Source organism: Chryseobacterium oryzae (genome assembly GCF_022811665.1).
In the GTDB taxonomy this organism is placed as follows: domain Bacteria; phylum Bacteroidota; class Bacteroidia; order Flavobacteriales; family Weeksellaceae; genus Chryseobacterium; species Chryseobacterium oryzae.
Map to the genome: position 1 here is coordinate 852,466 of NZ_CP094529.1, position 17,642 is coordinate 870,107.

A 17,642-nucleotide genomic window follows, 5' to 3' on the forward strand; every position below is an offset into this window, starting at 1 on the left:
TTAACAACATTTTGCTTTTTTTAGTTGATTTAAATGAATGATTTTCATAAAAATTTCCTATTTTTGCAACCTAAAATTTTAATCGATAATGAACGTTACAGCTCAAAATCATGATGATGTAAGTGCATTGCTTACAGTTACATTAGAAAAATCTGACTACAAAGATAAAGTAGAAAAACAGTTGATTAACTATGCCAAAAATGCGCAGGTTCCTGGTTTCAGAAAAGGAAAAGTGCCTTTGAGTATGGTAAGAAAACAATATGAAGCGGGTATTGCATTCGAAGAAATCAATAAGCAGGTTTCTGATGCTTTAAACAATTATATCAACGAAAATAAGCTAAGATTAGTAGGTCAGCCGGTTCCTCAACCTGTTAATGACTTCAATCATAATGCTGAAAAGCTTGAAGTGGCTTTCGAAGTTGGTTACGAGCCAGAATTCTCTATCGACCTTTCTAAATATGAGGCTCCTCACTACAAAGTGTCTGCTTCAGAAAAAGAAATCAGCAAGAGCATCGAGAATATGCAGAAGCGTTTTGCAGAACAAGTTCCGCAAGATAAAATTACAAAAGATTCTTATGTTGCTTTAGAAATTACTCAGGTAGTTGAAGAAAATGCAGAAGGAGAACACCACCACCATCCAAAGAACGTTACCATTACAGCAGAAAACAAGGCTACTTTCAAATTGGTGAAGTCTTTAAAAATGGATGAGTCTGTAAAAGTATCTAAAGAAACTTTAGTGTCTGATGAAGATTTGGCTAAAGATTTAGGATTCTCTAAAGAAGAGGCAGAAAGCTTACACCACGCTGAGGTTGAAGTAAAAGTAAAAGATTTTTATTCTTTGAATCTTGCTGAGCTTAACCAGGAACTTTTTGATAAAGTATACGGTGAAGGAAACATTAAAACTGAAGAAGAGCTTAAAGAAAAAGTAAAATCTGAATTGGATGAATACTTCCAGCAAAATGCAGATGTTCACTTCGTGAATAAAGTATTGGAGCAGGTTTCTGAAAAAGAAGAAGTAAAACTTCCTGAAGAATTCTTAGTAAAATGGTTGATGTTCTCTAACCAGAATATCCACACCGAAGAGCAGGCAAAAGAAATCTTTGAAGCAGAAAAAAATCAGTTGAAATATCAGATCATTGAAGGGAAACTGATGAGCGAAAACGAAATTCAGTTAGACTACGCAGACATCTTGTCTCAGGCAGAACAGTTGGTGAAAAACCAGTTGGCAATCTACGGAATACACCATTTAGGTGACGAAGAAATTCAGAAATATGCTGTTGAAATGCTAAAAGATCAGGAGCAGGTAAGACAAATTTCTTCTGAAGTTGCAATGACTAAACTGAAAGATGTTATTTTAGAAAAAGCTACAAAAAAAGAAACTGAAATCTCTCATGACGAGTTTTTAGAAGAACTTAAAAAGTAATTTTTTATAATATATTGAAGTGCCTCCAAAATTTTTGGAGGCATTTTAGTTTTCTGTTTTCAAATTAAACTCGTCTTTTTTATTTTGTATCTTTACGTATAAAAAATTATATGAAAAAAATAATAATTCCAATATTCAGTGCGCTGTTATTTTCAACTTCTATGGATGCAAAAGTTTCTGCCATAGTCATTGAGAAAGAAATTATCAATACCAATGTAACTCCGCAAGTTGTTATAGAAAAATACATTGATGCACTTGGAGGAAGATCGAAATTAAGTGCCGTAAAATCTACGGTAAGTGAAGATGTTATCTATGCTCAAGGAATCGAGATTACTTCGGTAACCAAGAAGATGGGCAATAAATTCAGATCCGTTCAGAATGTTATGGGTAAAGAAATTATGAGTGTGTTCGATGGAGAAAAAGGATATTCTACGCAAACCGGACAAAGAGTAGATTTTACTTCAGAAAAAATTGCAGAACTGAAAAAGGGTAAAACGATTGATGCTTTGGGATTTGATGCTTCCAAATATACTTCTGCTGTAGAAACTTTAGAAGGTAAGGAGTATAATGTTTTAATTTCTAACGGTACTAAGCTCTATTTTGATGTTTCTACAGGATTGCTTTACAAAACAGTTAATGCACAAAGTAGTGCTTTAATTAAAAGCTACATCACAGTTGACGGAATGAAATTTCCCGAAGTTATTGAAGCTGAAGGTGGAGGACAAAAAGTTGTAATTAAAACTTCAAAAGTTACCCTGAATACTGATATCAGCGATAATGATTTTAAATAAAATTATTTATTTAACATAATATAACCGGATTTATTCCGGTTTTTTTATTTCTGAAAGTATTTTAACTAATGTTTAACTAAAAAACATACGTTTTGTTGTTTGGGTATATTTATTTTTACCGTCAGATAAAATATAATTACTATTTCTTCGTTAGGTGAATAGTTATATTATAAACTATAAATTAATAATCAAACAATTATGAAAAAAAAGTTTTCGTCGTTTGCAGCAATTTTCCTTTTGTCTGCAACTGCTTTTGCACAGAATATCCCCGTAGATCCGTCTGTAAGGATTGGTACTCTTCCCAATGGGATGAAATACTACATCAAGAAAAACACTTTACCGGAGAAAAAAGTAGATTTCAGGCTGGCTATTAACGCCGGATCTATTCTGGAAGATGAAAATCAGAGAGGTCTTGCCCATTTCATGGAACACATGAACTTTAATGGAACCAAAAATTTTCCAGACAATAAATTGGTAGATTTTCTACAGTCGATTGGCGTGAAATTCGGACAACATTTAAATGCTTATACAAGCTTCGACGAAACTGTTTACATGCTTCCTGTTCCGCTAGATAAGCCAGGGAACTTAGATTCCGGACTTAAGGTGATGGAAGATTGGGCTTTTAATGCTACTCTTACAGATACTCAAATTAATAAGGAAAGAGGTGTTGTTTTGGAGGAACTTAGATTAGGTTTGGGTGCCGATAAAAGAATGTCTGATAAATATCTTCCGAAGTTGCTTTATAAATCTCAGTATGCAGAAAGACTTCCTATTGGTAAGAAAGAAGTTTTGGAGAACTTTAAGCCAGAAGTTATCAGACAGTTTCATAAAGACTGGTACAGACCAGACCTTATGGCACTTGTAGTGGTAGGAGATATTAATGTAGATGAGGTAGAAAAGAAAATTAAAGATAACTTCAGCAAGTATAAAAATCCTTCTAAACCTAGAGAAAGAAAAGTTTTTGAACTTCCAAACCATCAGGAAACGCTGGTTGCAATAGAGACAGATCCTGATGCTACCAATTCTATGGTTCAGTTTATCATGAAAGATAAGGAAGCGTATAAACCCGATGTTACAGTAGAGCAATATAACCAGAGCTTAATCGAAAGTCTGGCTACAACTATGCTAAACAACAGGTTGAGAGAATTGGTAAATTCTAACAATCCTCCTTTTACATTCGGATCGGTTTATCATGGCGGAACATATGCAAGAACTAAGGAAGCTTTCCAGGGTTTTGCAATGGTAAAAGAAGGAAATCAGGTAAATGCCTTGAAGGTTCTTCTGGAAGAAACCGAAAGAGCAAAAAGATTCGGTTTTACTCAGGGAGAATTAGACAGAGCAAAGTCTCAGACAATGTCTAATATGGAAAGATCTTACAATAACCGTGACAAAACAGAAAGCGATATGCTTGTTAACGAATATGTAAGAAATTTCCTGGAGCAGGAGCCTATGCCGGGAATTGCTTGGGAATATGAAGATGTTAAAACTTTCTTACCAACGGTTACTTTGGCTCAGACCAATGATGTGATTAAAAAAATGGTGAAAGATGACAGTAGAGTTATTGTTATTACAGGTCCTAAAAAAGACAATGTAACAATGCCAACAGAAGCTTTAGTTTTGAAAACTTTTGATGATGTGAAAATGGCAGATCTTAAGCCTTATGAAGAGAAAGCTGCTATCAAGAATTTGGTAAAACCTTTTAAATCTGAAGGTAAGATTGCTAAATCAGAAACCGATGCCAAATTAGGAACAACTACATGGACGCTTAGCAACGGTGCAAAAGTTACTTTTAAAAAGACAGACTTCAAAGACGATGAAATTGTATTCACGGCAAGAAGTATGGGAGGAAACTCTTTGTTGAATGATGCAGATTACAATAAAACGCAGTTCGCTTATCAGGCATTGTCTGAAGCGGGAGTAAATGGCTATTCTAAAGCAGATTTAACCAATTATCTTGCCGGTAAACAGGTAAGTGTAAGTCCGTTCATTAGTGGTATTGTAGAAGGAATTTCAGGAAGAACAAACCAAAAAGATTTAAGTTCTGCAATGGAGTTAATGTATTCTTACTTTACAGGTCTTAATTACAGTCCGGAAGCATTTAATGCTTATAAAATGAAGCAGTCTGCAATGCTGGATAATATGCTTTCTAATCCTCAAACTTATTTCGCCAGTGAGCATGCTAAATTTACCAATCAGAAAAACCCGAGATTTATAGGAATTCTTCCTTTAGAAAAAGATTGGGCAGCAACAGATTATAAAAAAGCGTATGATGTTTACAAAGAAAAATTTGCCAATGCAGGAAACTTCCACTTTTACTTTGTAGGAAATATCGATGAGGCAAAATTCAAAAATGAGGTTTTACAATACATAGCAAGTTTACCTACAACAGGTAAAGCAACCAACTTTAGAGATACAGGTTATAGATCGATTACCGGAGATTATAATAAAGTCTACAAAAAAGGAAAAGATCCTAAAAGTATGGTTCAGATTGTATATTCTGGTGAAGCACCTTACAACGAAAAAGAAGCTATGGCACTTTCTGCTTTGGGAGAAGTGGCTACGATTAAAGTAATCGAAAAATTAAGAGAAGACGAAAGCGGAATTTATGGTGGTGGTGCAAGAGGTTACATGGGAAAAGTTCCTTATGGTAGCTACAGCTTCAGTGTAAGTTTCCCTTGCGGACCAGAAAATGCAGATAAATTAACGAAGAGTGCTATTGCCGAAGTTCAAAAATTAATTGACAAAGGTCCTGAACAAAAAGACCTCAACAAGTACAAAGAAGGTGAGATGAATGACTATAAAACAGACATTAAAGATAATTCTTACTGGATGAGTGCTATTGCTAAAAATCAACTGGATGGAAGCGATAAATATGATATTCTGAATTACGAACAGAAAGTAAAAGCTTTAACCGTAAAAGATTTGCAGGATGTTGCTAAAAAATATCTTACAAAAAACAGAATTATTGCTACATTAATGCCTGAAGACGGATGGGAAAAATCTGTAAAAAAGGAAGGTACTGAAGTGAAAGCTACAGTGAAAAAATAAATTTAATAGCACTGTTTTAAAGTGTAACATAAAAAATGCTCAGAGGTATAATCTGAGCATTTTTAATTTTAATAGTTTGAATTTAATTAATTGTAGATTAATTTTTGAAATATAATTCATTAATAATCAATTGGATATTTTTGAAAGTGTTGGGGAAAACTTCATTTTCTATCTGATTTCTATTTTTCCATGCAACTTCGGTAATACCTTCTTCAATTTGTGGTTTAGAAGTGTCTTTTCCATCGAAATACATTTCAAACCAATGCGTGTACTTCAAAACCTTGTCACCGTTTCTTTCGGTGTAGATATGATAAGTTGTATTGATGAAATCTTTAAGCTTTACCTCTCTCAGACCGGTTTCTTCCTCTATTTCTCTTACAGCAGACTCTTCCCGAGATTCTCCTTTTTCCATCTTACCTTTAGGAAGATCCCATTTGCCGAGCCTTTTAATAAATAAAATATCACCGTTGGGTTTGCTTACCAATCCTCCGGCAGCTTCAATAATTCGGAAGAGTTTTTTAAATTCTTTCCAGATTTCATCGATATTTTCACCATACACGTTCAGTTCCGAGGTGGAGGTATTCTCAAGAAGATCCAATGCAATTTCTAAAGTTGTGAAACTTTCGAAGCTAATAGATTTCTCTAAGTTTTCCTGGTTCTTAGATATCAATAATTTTTTTTCGTTCACAAAAACTTTATACATTTGTAAGAATTTAAATACAAAAATAAAAAATGAATTTAGAAGGACGAAAAATTATTGTCAATAAATCATCTAAAGATTTGTCTGAACTGCTAAAATCTCCTGAAAACTACAAAGCATTTATGCCGGATGGGCTTCAGAAGTTTGAAACAAGGGAAGACGGCTTCAAATTCGGACTTCAGGGAATGCCGGAAATTGCTTTGAAAATTGACGAAGTAAACGACGATAAAGCCGTACTGAAATCGGCTAGTTCAAGCTTAGATTTTGCATTAACAGCTACATTGAAACCGCTGAACGAAAACCAAACAGAAGTTCAGATGCTTTTTGAAGGGAAATTTAACCCATTCATTAAAATGATGGTTGAAAAACCGCTTCAAAATTTTATCAATACGCTTACAGATAAGATCGAAGCTTATAAATAGAAACAGAACCTTCAGTAATGAAGGTTTTTTTATGCAATGATGCCGGAACAGTGGTCTTTGTAGCTTCCGGTTGCCGAAGAAAGTACATTAATCTCATTATTCAGTCTTAAAACTCCCATAAATGCAAAGATGAGGGCTTCTTTAAAATCAATAATATCTTTTTCAGGAATCACCAGTTCTGCTTTGGTTTTATTTTGCAGTTTCTCTATAAGAAAAGTATTGTAAGTTCCGCCACCGGTTAAAAGGACTTTTTTAAGCTGAAATTGGTTGATAACTTCTGAAATCTGACAGGCAATATGCTCTGTGAAAGTTGCCAAGAGATCGTTTGGATCTTCATCTTCGAACAACGGAAAAATATGTGTATTGCACCATTCTATCCCTAAAGATTTCGGGAAATTTTGAGAATAAAAATCTAAACTGTTGAGCTTTTTTAAAAGCAAGTCATCTATTTTTCCTTTGCGGGCAAAATCTCCGTTCTCATCAAATTTTTGGGACAGGTTTCTCGAAAGTTTATTTAAAATAATATTTACCGGACATACATCAAAAGCGATACGCTTATTTTCAGATGTAAAAGAAATATTAGAAAAACCTCCGAGATTAATGCAGGCATTGTAATCAGGGAAAAGATACTCATCACCAATAGGAACTAATGGAGCTCCGTTTCCACCCATCAAAACATCCTGAGAACGAAAATCGTAAACTACAGGAAGTCCAGTTGTAAGTTTTATGGCTCTTCCGTCTCCAATTTGCAAGGTGAATTTTCTTTTAGGCTGATGAAAAACGGTATGTCCGTGTGAAGCTACAAGGTTTACCTGTGGCAAATTATTTTCGGAGATAAATTCTTTTACTTTTTCACCGAGATAAAAACCGTAACTTGAATTCAGAGCTAATAATTCTTGTGAAGATAAATGGATAGAATCTCGCAGTTGGTTTTCTAAAGAGTCTGGATAAGCAATTGTTTCTGCCTTTATAATCTTGAATTTCCAGCAGAAATTGTCTTTCCAGAACTGGGCAAGACAGATATCAAGACCATCCAGGCTTGTACCAGACATCAGACCAATTGCGGCAATCATAATTTATGGCTTTGGTTGTGCAAATTTAGCATTGTTAATGCTCACGTCACCAGAATTCTTGTAGAAAGTATATTCAGAAAAATCATCTTTTGCCGTCATTCCTTTAGCGTGTACAAGGGTAGAGCCGTCTTTCATGGTTGCATAAACGGTATCGTTGGTGTAAATTCTTTTCTTTTTCTGATCCCAATAGACACTTTGTGTAGCAAATCTCTGCCCGTCATTAGTAAGGATTTTTACATCGCCCTTTGCTTCATAAAACTGTTTATACTCATAAATTTTTGCGTATTTGGCAGTAATATTTCCTGGGTTATTTGGTTTTTTCTTGTCGAAAAAATCGATTCTCATTCCCTTTTTTGCTACAGTATAAGGGCTGTCTATTAACTGATATTTCTCAATGATAGGAGCGGTTGCCCTCAATTTTACAAAACCGGAATCTCTTTGAATAATTTTAGCATTATAGATAATCTGAGAAGGGAAATTTTTATTATCGTTACCGTTAATTTTGGTAAGATCCTCTTCACAAGACGTTAATATAAAAAATATAGCACAACTAAAAAGGTATGCTATATATTTATTTTTGTTATGGGAAATAACTTTCATTATTAGTTATAAAGAGATTTTCTGAACCATTTGTCGGCAAAGTTGAAACCAATTTTTAAGTTGACAAAATTCTGGTTAATGAGGTTGTTCTTAAGAGTTCCTCTTTTGCCAAGTTCTACAGCAATTTCCAAACCGCTCATTCTTGTAATGTTACTATTTTTGAAAGGAAGCATAACTCCGGCAGAAATACCAAACTTATTAATGCTGTTTCCGTAAAGTTCTATTCCTCCTTTTTCGTAGAAAGCTCCGTAACGGTATACCACTCTGGAGAAGTAATTTCTAAAGTTGTTATAGTTTGGCAAATACCAACCTCCGGCAGAAATTCTGTAAGAATCTTTGAAAGCGAAAGTGTTTCCGAAATAGCTTATAGTTTCTCCTTTTTTATAATCAATCTGTCCGGAAAGAAACCATTCGTTTTCGCTACCATATCCAACTCCTACGGAAGCCTGAAGAGGCAAAAGGTTGTTAGAAGTTGTATTTTTCTGGTCTATAATAGTTTCGCCTGCTTTTACATCGACACCAGAATAATAATAAGTACTGTTTATGTACTCATTAGTCATATTACTGGTATTTCCAAATGTAGCAGTTGCTCCTAAGGTAAACTTTTTATCGGTTCTTGTATTGAGTTTCTGATAGCTGGTTCCTAAAGTGAAATTAAAATTCTTGATGCTGTTTTTAGTCTCGTAACCATTGATTAATTCGGCGGTAGAAGAAGTAAACTCATTCAGATCATATAAACTTCCAAAGTAATAATTTGCACGGGCTCCTACAGAAAATTCAGAATTAATTTTATAAGAAACGGCAGCCTGTGCTGTATTTAAAGTTCCGTTACCTTTAAATCTGTTTCCATAAATAGTTCCGTCACCCAATGTTTCTGTATGAATGATGTCATAACTTTTTGAACTGTAAGGCTGGTAAAGAAAACCCATTTTCACTTTAGATGAAATAGGGAATGCTATAGCAATATTAGATAAATATGTAGAATGTTTTGTAGATTTGGTATTGTTATAATTAGTTTTGAAGTAATTATTTTCATTGGTTGCTTCAAGTCTGATACTGGTAAGTTCAAAATTGTTGTTGTTTGCAGGGTTACCAAAGTTGAAATTACTCGTAAAATCACTAATATAAGCAGTAGAAATTCCTCCCATTGAAGAAGTTTCAATCGTATTATCATATTTTACATCTCCAATTCCATAAGTTGCATAAGGAGAGTTGCTTAAACTCTGCGCGTTAAGGAAATACCCCACCGAAATGAATGATAGTACAAAAATTTTTTTCATTCTAGATTTTTAAAATAATGCGCAAATATCTTAAATATTAATGAATTGTAAAAATTTACTGAGGTTAAAGTTTGTTAAGGGGATTGATATGGTAATTCATTAAGTAATTTTAATTCATCAGACATTTTTGAATCAAGACGGAACAGTATAAAATTCGCTGTCTGGTTTTTAGCTCTTCCTCAAATTTATTTATCTTTGATGCATGAATTGGGAAAACATTGCCGGACAGGAAAATCTTAAAAAACTCCTGAAAGATAGTATTTCGAAAAACAGAGTAAGCCACGCCCAGCTTTTTATAGGCAAAGAAGGATATGGTACATTGCCTTTGGTTTTGGCGTATGCGAAAGAAATTCTGCAAGGTGAAAACGAACATGCAGCATCAAAAGTGGAGCATCTTAATCACTTAGATCTGCATTTCAGTTTTCCGGTATTTACTGAGGGCAAAAATGCTGTTAGCAAAAACAGGTTTGATGATTTTAGGGATATGATTCTTCAGTCTCCGTATGCAAGTTATGATGACTGGACTGCACTTTTGGAATCCGAAAACAAACAACTTTTTATCTCTGCCGACGAAGTAGATGAACAAAACCAAAAGTTTGCTCTAAAAAGCTTTGAAGGGGGGACAAAAATTTTAATTGTCTGGAGAGCCGATAAAATGAATATTGCTGCATCCAATAAATTTCTTAAATTTTTGGAAGAGCCTCCTGCAAAAACCCTTATTTTTCTTACTGCAGATTCAACCGATGATATTCTCCCTACAATTCTGTCGCGTACTCAGATTATTGAAGTTCCAAGAATTTCAGATGAAGACATTCATAATTATCTGAAAAAGAATCTGGATTTGTCTGAAGATAAAATTCAGGAAGTTGCTCATCAGGCACAGGGAAACTTGAACGATGCACTTCGGTTTTTGAAATCTGAAACAAAAAATCCTGAGTTTGAAAAACTATTTGTGCAATGGGTTCGTGATGCTTTTATGGTGAAAAAGAAACCCGAATTTCTTAAAAATATTATCCTTTGGGCAAGAGAAATTGCAGGCTGGAACAGAGAAAAACAAAAGAATTTTCTGGATTACGCTGCCGAAATTTTCAGATTGGCATTATTGCAGAACTACCAGTCTCCAAATCTTGTTTATAAAAAGATTGATGCTAATGGTTTTAATTGGGAAGGGTTCTCAAGATTTATTAGTGGAGCGAATATTGTGAATATTTTAGAAGAAATAAGCACGGCAGATCATCATTTAACCCGAAATGGTAATCCCAAAATAGTGTGGACAGATTTGGGAATTAAACTTTCGAGATATATTCATAAAAATACATAAGGCTATTGAATTTATTCAATAGCCTTTTTAATACAAATAAAACTTTGATTCTTAATTGTTTTATATGTATTAAAAATATAAAATTATTCATAGCTATTTTAAAATATTGATTGTGCCTATAGAAAATGTATTTATGATAATGATAAAAGTTGTTGCTAGAGTTACTTGATGTTGAAGAATAATTCTTTGGAAGTAATAAGAAGAAACTGAAATCAAATATAGGTAACCTTAATTAAATTGTACATTAATTAATCCCCTTCTTTTTAAGATAATCGTTTGGAATTTAGATAGTTGTATTTTTCTATTTAAAAATAAAAAAAAACACTCTGATTTTCAGAGTGTTTATAACTAATAAGTAGACCCACAGGGATTCGAACCCCAGATGACTGAACCAAAATCAGTAGTGTTACCGCTACACCATGGGTCTCTGTTTGTTTTGTGGTGCAAATATACAGCGTTTTTGTTTATTTGCAAATAGTTTTGAAACTTTTTTTTAAATTTACTTCGAATTCATAAGGCTTACAACATGAAAATAGACTTCAATAATCTCAAAATTAATCAATTAAATGCCGGAAGTATTTTCGAAAAAAAAATCATTTTTTTTTTAGAAGAATGGGTTTCGGACTCAAAAACTGTTAAAATTCAGACATCGGGTTCTACCGGAACACCAAAAATTTTTGAAGTCGAAAAAAACAGAATGCTTAATTCTGCAAAAATGACCTGCAATTTTCTTGGTTTGAAATTAGGAAACTCTGCATTGCTCTGTCTTCCGATAGAATATATTTCAGGGAAAATGATGATTGCCCGGGCTTTTGAGAGGAAACTCAAGCTTATTGTGGAAGAGCCATCTCTTACTCCACTGAAGAAAATTAATGAAAAAATAGATTTTTGTGCGATGACTCCGCTTCAGGTTGAAAATTCTTTAGATAAAATTCATTTAATTAAAAATTTAATCATAGGTGGAGCAGCAGTTTCAGAAAACCTTAAAAATAAGATTGATGAAATTTTGAAGGCTTCCCCAACAGAAAATAGAATTTTCGAAACTTACGGAATGTCTGAAACTCTTTCGCATATTGCCCTGAAACAGATATTTCCACAGAAAGAAGAGTTTTTTACCGTACTTGAAGACGTAGAAATTTCTCTGGATGACAGAAACTGTCTTGCTATTTTTGCCCCAAAACTAAATCCTGAGAGGTTGCAAACTAATGATATTGTAGAATTCGGATATTCGGAGTCTGATCAATCCAATAAAAATAGATTTAAATTTTTAGGAAGATACGATTATGTGATAAATTCAGGAGGTGTTAAGATTTTTCCTGAAAAAATTGAAAACTTACTTAAAAAAACAATTGATAAAGAGTTGATATTTGCAGGTAAACCAGATGAAATGTTAGGAGAAAAATTGGTTTTGGTTATTGAAGGGAAAGAGTCAGACGAAATTAATCAACAGCTTTCAAAAATTAATTATGAAAACAAATTTCATGTTCCGAAGAAAATTATTTATTTGGAAAAATTTCCAAGATCTGATAATGGTAAAGTGCTTAGAAAAGAAGTTGTTAAGTTAATCTGAAAATACAGAATGCAATTAAACTCGAATTATATATGAAAAATTTCGATCATGAACTTTCCTATAAAACTTCCAGAAGCAGCGGAAGTGGCGGACAGAACGTAAATAAAGTGGAAACTTCTGTAACCGTAATGTGGAAGGTGGAAGAATCTGTAGTTTTTACAGATGTGGAGAAGGAAAGAATTTTTTTAAAACTCAAAAACAGAATTAATGCTGAAGGTATTTTGCAGATGACGGTTTCGGAAAGTAGAACTCAGCTTCAGAATAAAAAAATTGCAGCAGAAAAAATTCAGGAAATGGTGAATCAGGCATTAATTATTCCCAAAAAAAGGATTGCGACAAAACCCAGTAAAGCCAAAATTGAAAAAAGGCTTGAGAGTAAAAAGAAAATTTCAGAAAAAAAGGAAAACAGAAAGTTTAGATATTAATTCTCACTCTTTAGAAAAAAACATTATTTTCGCAAAAAAAATAATTATGTTTAAAAAACTCATCATTGCAGGAGTTGCTTTTGCTCCGTTTCTTTTTTCTGCACAAGAAGTACAGGTAAGTAAAAGTGAGCCGAAATTTGCCGTTATTCCGTACGTTGGATATGCTTGGCGTCTTGCAAAAATGCCTTCTGGAATTTCCAATGAAACAAGAAATTATCTTAAAGGTTTAAAACATGGTGTAGATACAGGTGTTTCTGCATATTACCTTATTAAAGGAAACAGTGGTGTCGGCTTAAAATATTCAGGGTACTTTGCATCAAGCAATGGGAAAATAGCCGTTCAGAATATGTATGGTCAAAATACCGTTGCGACAGTAAGTACCAAAGATCAGATTCATTTTGTGGGTGCATCTTATATGTTCTCCAATTTTAAAGAAGATACTAAACATAAATTGTTTTATGATGTTGCTTTAGGAGTAATTACCTATACAACTAAAACAGGGAATGTATTAGGAAAGGGATCTACTCTGGGTGCAGAATTTAATTTTGGCTACCAATATGCGGTAACTAATAATATTTTTATAGGTCCTACAGTAGGTTTAACGGGTGGTACTTTAAATAAAATGACCTATAACGGAACTACTGTAAATTTTGCAGACAACGAAAAAGAAGGTCTTACAAGACTTTCTTTAAGTGCAGCGGCCACTTTCAGTTTTTAAATTTTTATCTTTGCAAAAAAATAAAAAATAATGAGCAAGCCAATTACGGAGTTTATTGAGAAATATTATCTGCACTTTAATTCTGCAGCGTTAGTAGATGCATCCAAAGGATACGTAGCACACCTGAAAGATGGTGGTAAAATGATGATTACTTTGGCGGGAGCAATGTCTACTGCAGAATTAGGAAAGATTTTAGCTGAAATGATCCGTCAGGATAAAGTTGATTTCATTTCTTGTACAGGTGCTAACTTAGAAGAAGATTTAATGAATCTTGTAGCACATTCTCATTACGAAAGAGTTCCTCACTACAGAGATTTAACACCTCAGGAAGAATGGGATCTTTTGGAAAGAGGCTTAAACAGAGTTACAGATACATGTATTCCAGAAGAAGAAGCATTCAGAAGATTGCAGAAACATATCGTTGAAATCTGGAAAGATGCGGAAGCGAAAGGTGAAAGGTATTTCCCACACGAATTTATGTATAAAATGATTCTTTCCGGAGTTTTGGAGCAATATCACGAAATTCCTAGAGAAAACTCGTGGATGATTGCTGCTGCAGAGAAAAACCTGCCAATTGTAGTTCCTGGATGGGAAGATTCTACAATGGGGAATATTTTTGCATCGTATTGCATTAAAGGAGAGCTTAAAGCAACCACAATGAAATCTGGGATCGAATATATGGCTTATCTTGCCGATTGGTACACAAAAAATTCAGGTGGAAAAGGAGTAGGTTTCTTCCAGATTGGTGGAGGTATTGCCGGAGATTTCCCAATTTGTGTAGTTCCTATGCTGTATCAGGATATGGAAATGCATGATATTCCTTTCTGGTCATATTTCTGTCAGATTTCAGATTCTACCACATCTTATGGTTCTTATTCTGGAGCGGTTCCGAATGAAAAAATTACTTGGGGGAAATTAGACATCACGACTCCGAAATTTATTGTAGAAAGTGACGCCACAATTTGTGCTCCGTTAATGTTCTCTTATATTTTAGAAAACTCATAAAAGGTTTCGGTAATTTATTTTACAGAAAAATTTAAAATGACCACCGAAATTCTCGGCGGTCATTTTTTTTGATACTTATTCGGAATGATTTAATGGAAATTTGGTATTTTTAATATTTAAAAACACACTAATGATACTGGATATTTTATTTCCCAACCGCTGTATAGAGTGCAGTTCTATTATAGAAAGTGATTTAATTGTTTGTGGTAATTGCATGGACCAGGTTCATTTTACCCATCAAGATTATTTCGCAGATAATTTTGTAAAACAAAAATGCAGACTTCTTTTTCCTGTTGAAAATGCTTTTGCTCTGATGAAATTTGAAAAGCAAGATGTCAGCAGAAAAATCATTCATGAATTGAAATACAGAAGCCGAGAAATTATCGGAAAAAATTTAGCAGAATGGACAATCAATTCACTTGATTTTAAAAATGAAAGACCTGATCTTTTTGTTACTGTTCCGCTTCATCCTAAAAAATTAAGTGAGCGTGGATATAATCAGTTGCATCTTTTTACGCGTGTTCTTTCAGATTTTTATAATATTCCTTACGATAACGAATTACTCAGGAGAAATCATTATTCTAAAGCACAGGCACTCAAAAATAAGCGAAACCGCCTGAATACAGAGCATACATTTTCGGTTACAAAAGATGTTTCTGAAAAACATATTCTGCTGATTGACGACGTTTTTACCACAGGAAATACATTGGCAACCATTGCATGGGAAATTCTCAGAAAAGGGAATAATAAACTGAGTATTTTGGTAATGGCAATGGATGAATAGAGTGTATTTTCAAAATTGATATTTGAAGATTATTTTACCGTTGTAGTTTTTCTCCGTAGCTTAGATCTCCCGCATCACCCAATCCCGGACTGATGTAACCTTTTGAAGTTAAATTTTCATCAATGGCACCCACCCAAATTTTTGCGTCAGGGTAAGCTTTTTCTATAGTTTCAACACCTTGTCTGGATGCAATTGCTGCCACAATGTGAAGACTTGTTGGTTTTCCGTGGGTTAATAAATCTTTAATCGCTTCTATAAGAGACGCTCCTGTTGCCAACATGGGATCTGCAACAATTAAAGGCCTGTCTTGTATATTAGGGCACGTTAAATAATCCTGTTTTATGGAAAAATAATCGTTTGCATCGTGTTTTCTGTATGCCGCCACAAATCCGCAGTCTGCTTTATCAAGATAATTTAAAATTCCTTCAAATAAAGGAACTCCGGCTCTCAAAATTGTTGTAATAACGGGCTGAACAGCGATTTCTTTAACTGCAATCTTATCAAGTGGAGTAGTTATCTGAATTTCTTTATGCTGCAATGTTTTACTGATTTCAAATGCGGCAATCTCACCAATTCTTTCCATATTTCTTCGGAATCTCATGCGGTCATGCTGAATTTCTACATTTCTGAGTTCATTAATCCATGAATTAACTAACGAAAATTGTTCTGATAAAACGATTGTGTTCATTATTTTGAAATACCTTTTTAAGTTGAGTTTTACTGTTGATTATTGTTTGATTGAAGAAAATTACACAACCATTTTTCAACTATTTAAATCTATTGATTTTTAAGAATAAAATCCCTCTTAGAAAAATCTAAAAGGGACTGTTATTTATTTTTGTCTGAAATATACTTCGATAGGAACTCCGGTAAATCCGAATTCTTTTCTTAATTGGTTTTCTGTAAATCTTTTGTAAGGTTCTTTTACATACTGAGGCAAATTGCAAAAGAAAACAAACTGTGGAGATGGTGTAGGAAGTTGTACACAGTATTTAATTTTAATATACTTTCCTTTATTTGCCGGTGGAGGAGTAGCTTCAAAAATAGGAAGCATAATTTCATTCAGCTTAGAAGTTTTAATTTTCTTTTTGCGGTCTTCATAAACCGTCATCGCTGTTTCTACCACTTTTAAGATTCTCTGCTTCGTTAAAGCCGAGACAAACAAAATAGGAATATCGCTAAACTGACCAATTTTGTCGCGGATTGCTTTTTCAAAATCTCTGATGGTATTGGTTTGTTTATCTTCAATTAAATCCCATTTATTCACTACAATAACAATTCCTTTTCTGTTTTTCTGAGCTAAACCGAAAATGTTCATGTCCTGAGATTCCCATCCTAAAGTAGCATCTACCATGATAATTACTACATCAGAATACTCAATAGAACGAATAGAACGCATTACAGAATAAAATTCCAAATCTTCAGAAACCTTAGACTTTCTTCTCATTCCGGCAGTATCTACCAAAACAAACTCATGCCCAAACTTATTGTACAAAGTCTGGATACTGTCTCTTGTGGTACCTGCAACATCGGTTACAATGTTTCTGTCTTTATCGAGTAAAGCATTGGTTAAGGTAGATTTTCCAACATTAGGACGACCTGCAATGGTAATTTTTGGCAATCCTTCGAAAGGATCTTTATATTCTGTAGTTGGAAAATCTCCTACGATATCGTCCAATAAATCTCCTGTTCCGGAACCTGTTGCCGAAGATAAAGTATAGTATTTATCAATTCCCAACTGATAAAATTCTGTGGCATCCAATTCTTCTCTTGCCGAATCTACTTTGTTTACTACAATATAAACTGGCTTATTGGATCTTCTGAGCATTTCATAGATTTCATAATCCGTATCGGTAAGACCTTCTTCCACATTCAGCATGAAAATAATAGAAGTAGCTTCATCTACCGCAAGCTGTACCTGTTTAGAAATTTCTCCCTGAAATACATCGTCATTATTTACATCATAACCTCCGGTATCAATTACAGTGAAATCTACACCATTCCAGTCAGACTTACCGTAATGACGGTCTCTGGTTACTCCAGCTGTAGAATCTACAATGGCTTCTCTTCTTTCTAATAAACGGTTAAATAATGTGGATTTTCCTACATTGGGACGCCCAACGATTGCAACAATATTGCTCATAAAATTTGTTTCTTTTCTTTAAAAACCGGAGATTGATGCATTCATCATTTCTGAAACTATTTTCGTAATACCGAAATAGTGATTCAAAATTAATCTCCTGATGATTAAATTCTGATTAAGAATGGGTTACTTCGACTTTCGAAGCCCAAAATTTTTGCAAAGATAAGTGTTTATTATCTAATTTTACCCTTTACGTATCTTTGAAATGCTTTAAAAGATTTACTTTAAGAATATTTTGTTTTTATGTTGTTGATTATTAGAATTTTATGTTTTTTTTATTATGTAATAAGCATTAGCGGACTATAATCTCTTTTGTTTTATTGAAGATGAAATAAAGTG

Annotated in this window: 16 protein-coding genes and 1 tRNA gene; 10 read left to right on the forward strand and 7 right to left on the reverse strand. The window is 33.7% G+C overall.

Features of this window, described 5'->3' with window-relative positions:
- The first annotated feature begins 88 nt into the window (after positions 1-88).
- The 3 genes from MTP08_RS03945 to MTP08_RS03955 all read left to right on the forward strand — a co-directional run bounded on the left by MTP08_RS03945 (position 89) and on the right by MTP08_RS03955 (position 5,262).
- Positions 89-1,423, forward strand: a complete 1,335-nt coding sequence (locus MTP08_RS03945; RefSeq protein ID WP_243577136.1) for a trigger factor — start codon at positions 89-91, stop codon at positions 1,421-1,423.
- A gap of 110 nt (positions 1,424-1,533) precedes the next feature.
- Positions 1,534-2,214, forward strand: a complete 681-nt coding sequence (locus tag MTP08_RS03950) for a hypothetical protein (protein WP_243577137.1) — start codon at positions 1,534-1,536, stop codon at positions 2,212-2,214.
- Between the two features lie 198 nt (positions 2,215-2,412).
- A complete protein-coding gene (locus MTP08_RS03955; RefSeq protein WP_243577138.1) occupies positions 2,413-5,262 on the forward strand; it encodes a M16 family metallopeptidase in 2,850 nt (949 codons plus the stop codon).
- A 97-nt stretch (positions 5,263-5,359) separates the two neighbouring features.
- Here the strand turns inward: MTP08_RS03955 and MTP08_RS03960 are convergent, their stop codons facing one another.
- On the reverse strand, positions 5,360-5,965 hold the full coding sequence (locus tag MTP08_RS03960; protein ID WP_317233005.1) for an NUDIX hydrolase: 606 nt from the start codon (positions 5,963-5,965) through the stop codon (positions 5,360-5,362).
- Between the two features lie 29 nt (positions 5,966-5,994).
- Here MTP08_RS03960 and MTP08_RS03965 point away from each other — a divergent pair, with 29 nt between their 5' ends.
- Complete coding sequence (locus tag MTP08_RS03965; RefSeq protein WP_209389983.1) at positions 5,995-6,384, forward strand: SRPBCC family protein; 390 nt, start codon at positions 5,995-5,997, stop codon at positions 6,382-6,384.
- A 29-nt stretch (positions 6,385-6,413) separates the two neighbouring features.
- Here the strand turns inward: MTP08_RS03965 and MTP08_RS03970 are convergent, their stop codons facing one another.
- Genes MTP08_RS03970 through MTP08_RS03980 form a run of 3 tightly spaced genes read right to left on the reverse strand, consistent with a single transcriptional unit; the run spans position 6,414 to position 9,337 of the window.
- Positions 6,414-7,457, reverse strand: coding sequence for an anhydro-N-acetylmuramic acid kinase (locus MTP08_RS03970; RefSeq protein WP_243577139.1), 1,044 nt, complete (start codon positions 7,455-7,457; stop codon positions 6,414-6,416).
- Between the two features lie 3 nt (positions 7,458-7,460).
- Complete coding sequence (gene lptC, locus MTP08_RS03975) at positions 7,461-8,057, reverse strand: LPS export ABC transporter periplasmic protein LptC (RefSeq protein WP_243577140.1); 597 nt, start codon at positions 8,055-8,057, stop codon at positions 7,461-7,463.
- A 2-nt stretch (positions 8,058-8,059) separates the two neighbouring features.
- Positions 8,060-9,337, reverse strand: coding sequence for a hypothetical protein (locus MTP08_RS03980; protein ID WP_243577141.1), 1,278 nt, complete (start codon positions 9,335-9,337; stop codon positions 8,060-8,062).
- 202 nt (positions 9,338-9,539) lie between these two features.
- Between MTP08_RS03980 and MTP08_RS03985 the strand changes: the two genes are divergently transcribed.
- Positions 9,540-10,658 carry a DNA polymerase III subunit gene (locus MTP08_RS03985; RefSeq protein WP_243577142.1) on the forward strand — a complete coding sequence of 373 codons (1,119 nt, stop codon included), beginning with the start codon at positions 9,540-9,542 and terminating at the stop codon, positions 10,656-10,658.
- A 356-nt stretch (positions 10,659-11,014) separates the two neighbouring features.
- Here the strand turns inward: MTP08_RS03985 and MTP08_RS03990 are convergent.
- A tRNA-Gln gene (locus tag MTP08_RS03990) sits at positions 11,015-11,085 on the reverse strand.
- A 99-nt stretch (positions 11,086-11,184) separates the two neighbouring features.
- Here MTP08_RS03990 and MTP08_RS03995 point away from each other — a divergent pair.
- The 5 genes from MTP08_RS03995 (at position 11,185) to MTP08_RS04015 (ending at position 15,160) form a co-directional block, all read left to right on the forward strand.
- The gene (locus MTP08_RS03995) at positions 11,185-12,228 is read left to right on the forward strand and encodes an AMP-binding protein (RefSeq protein ID WP_243577143.1); all 1,044 of its coding nucleotides are present in this window, start codon (positions 11,185-11,187) and stop codon (positions 12,226-12,228) included.
- 32 nt (positions 12,229-12,260) lie between these two features.
- A complete protein-coding gene (arfB, locus tag MTP08_RS04000; protein WP_243577144.1) occupies positions 12,261-12,653 on the forward strand; it encodes an alternative ribosome rescue aminoacyl-tRNA hydrolase ArfB in 393 nt (130 codons plus the stop codon).
- 46 nt (positions 12,654-12,699) lie between these two features.
- Positions 12,700-13,371, forward strand: coding sequence for a hypothetical protein (locus MTP08_RS04005; RefSeq protein WP_243577145.1), 672 nt, complete (start codon positions 12,700-12,702; stop codon positions 13,369-13,371).
- A gap of 30 nt (positions 13,372-13,401) precedes the next feature.
- Positions 13,402-14,376 carry a deoxyhypusine synthase family protein gene (locus tag MTP08_RS04010; protein WP_243577146.1) on the forward strand — a complete coding sequence of 325 codons (975 nt, stop codon included), beginning with the start codon at positions 13,402-13,404 and terminating at the stop codon, positions 14,374-14,376.
- Between the two features lie 130 nt (positions 14,377-14,506).
- On the forward strand, positions 14,507-15,160 hold the full coding sequence (locus MTP08_RS04015) for a ComF family protein (protein ID WP_243577147.1): 654 nt from the start codon (positions 14,507-14,509) through the stop codon (positions 15,158-15,160).
- Positions 15,161-15,194: 34 nt separating this feature from the next.
- Here the strand turns inward: MTP08_RS04015 and upp are convergent, their stop codons facing one another.
- Both upp and der read right to left on the reverse strand, forming a co-directional pair.
- The gene (upp, locus tag MTP08_RS04020) at positions 15,195-15,848 is read right to left on the reverse strand and encodes a uracil phosphoribosyltransferase (protein WP_209391289.1); all 654 of its coding nucleotides are present in this window, start codon (positions 15,846-15,848) and stop codon (positions 15,195-15,197) included.
- A gap of 144 nt (positions 15,849-15,992) precedes the next feature.
- Positions 15,993-17,303 (reverse strand): ribosome biogenesis GTPase Der, encoded by a 1,311-nt coding sequence (der, locus tag MTP08_RS04025; protein ID WP_209391290.1) that lies wholly within the window; start codon positions 17,301-17,303, stop codon positions 15,993-15,995.
- Positions 17,304-17,642: the final 339 nt, after the last annotated feature.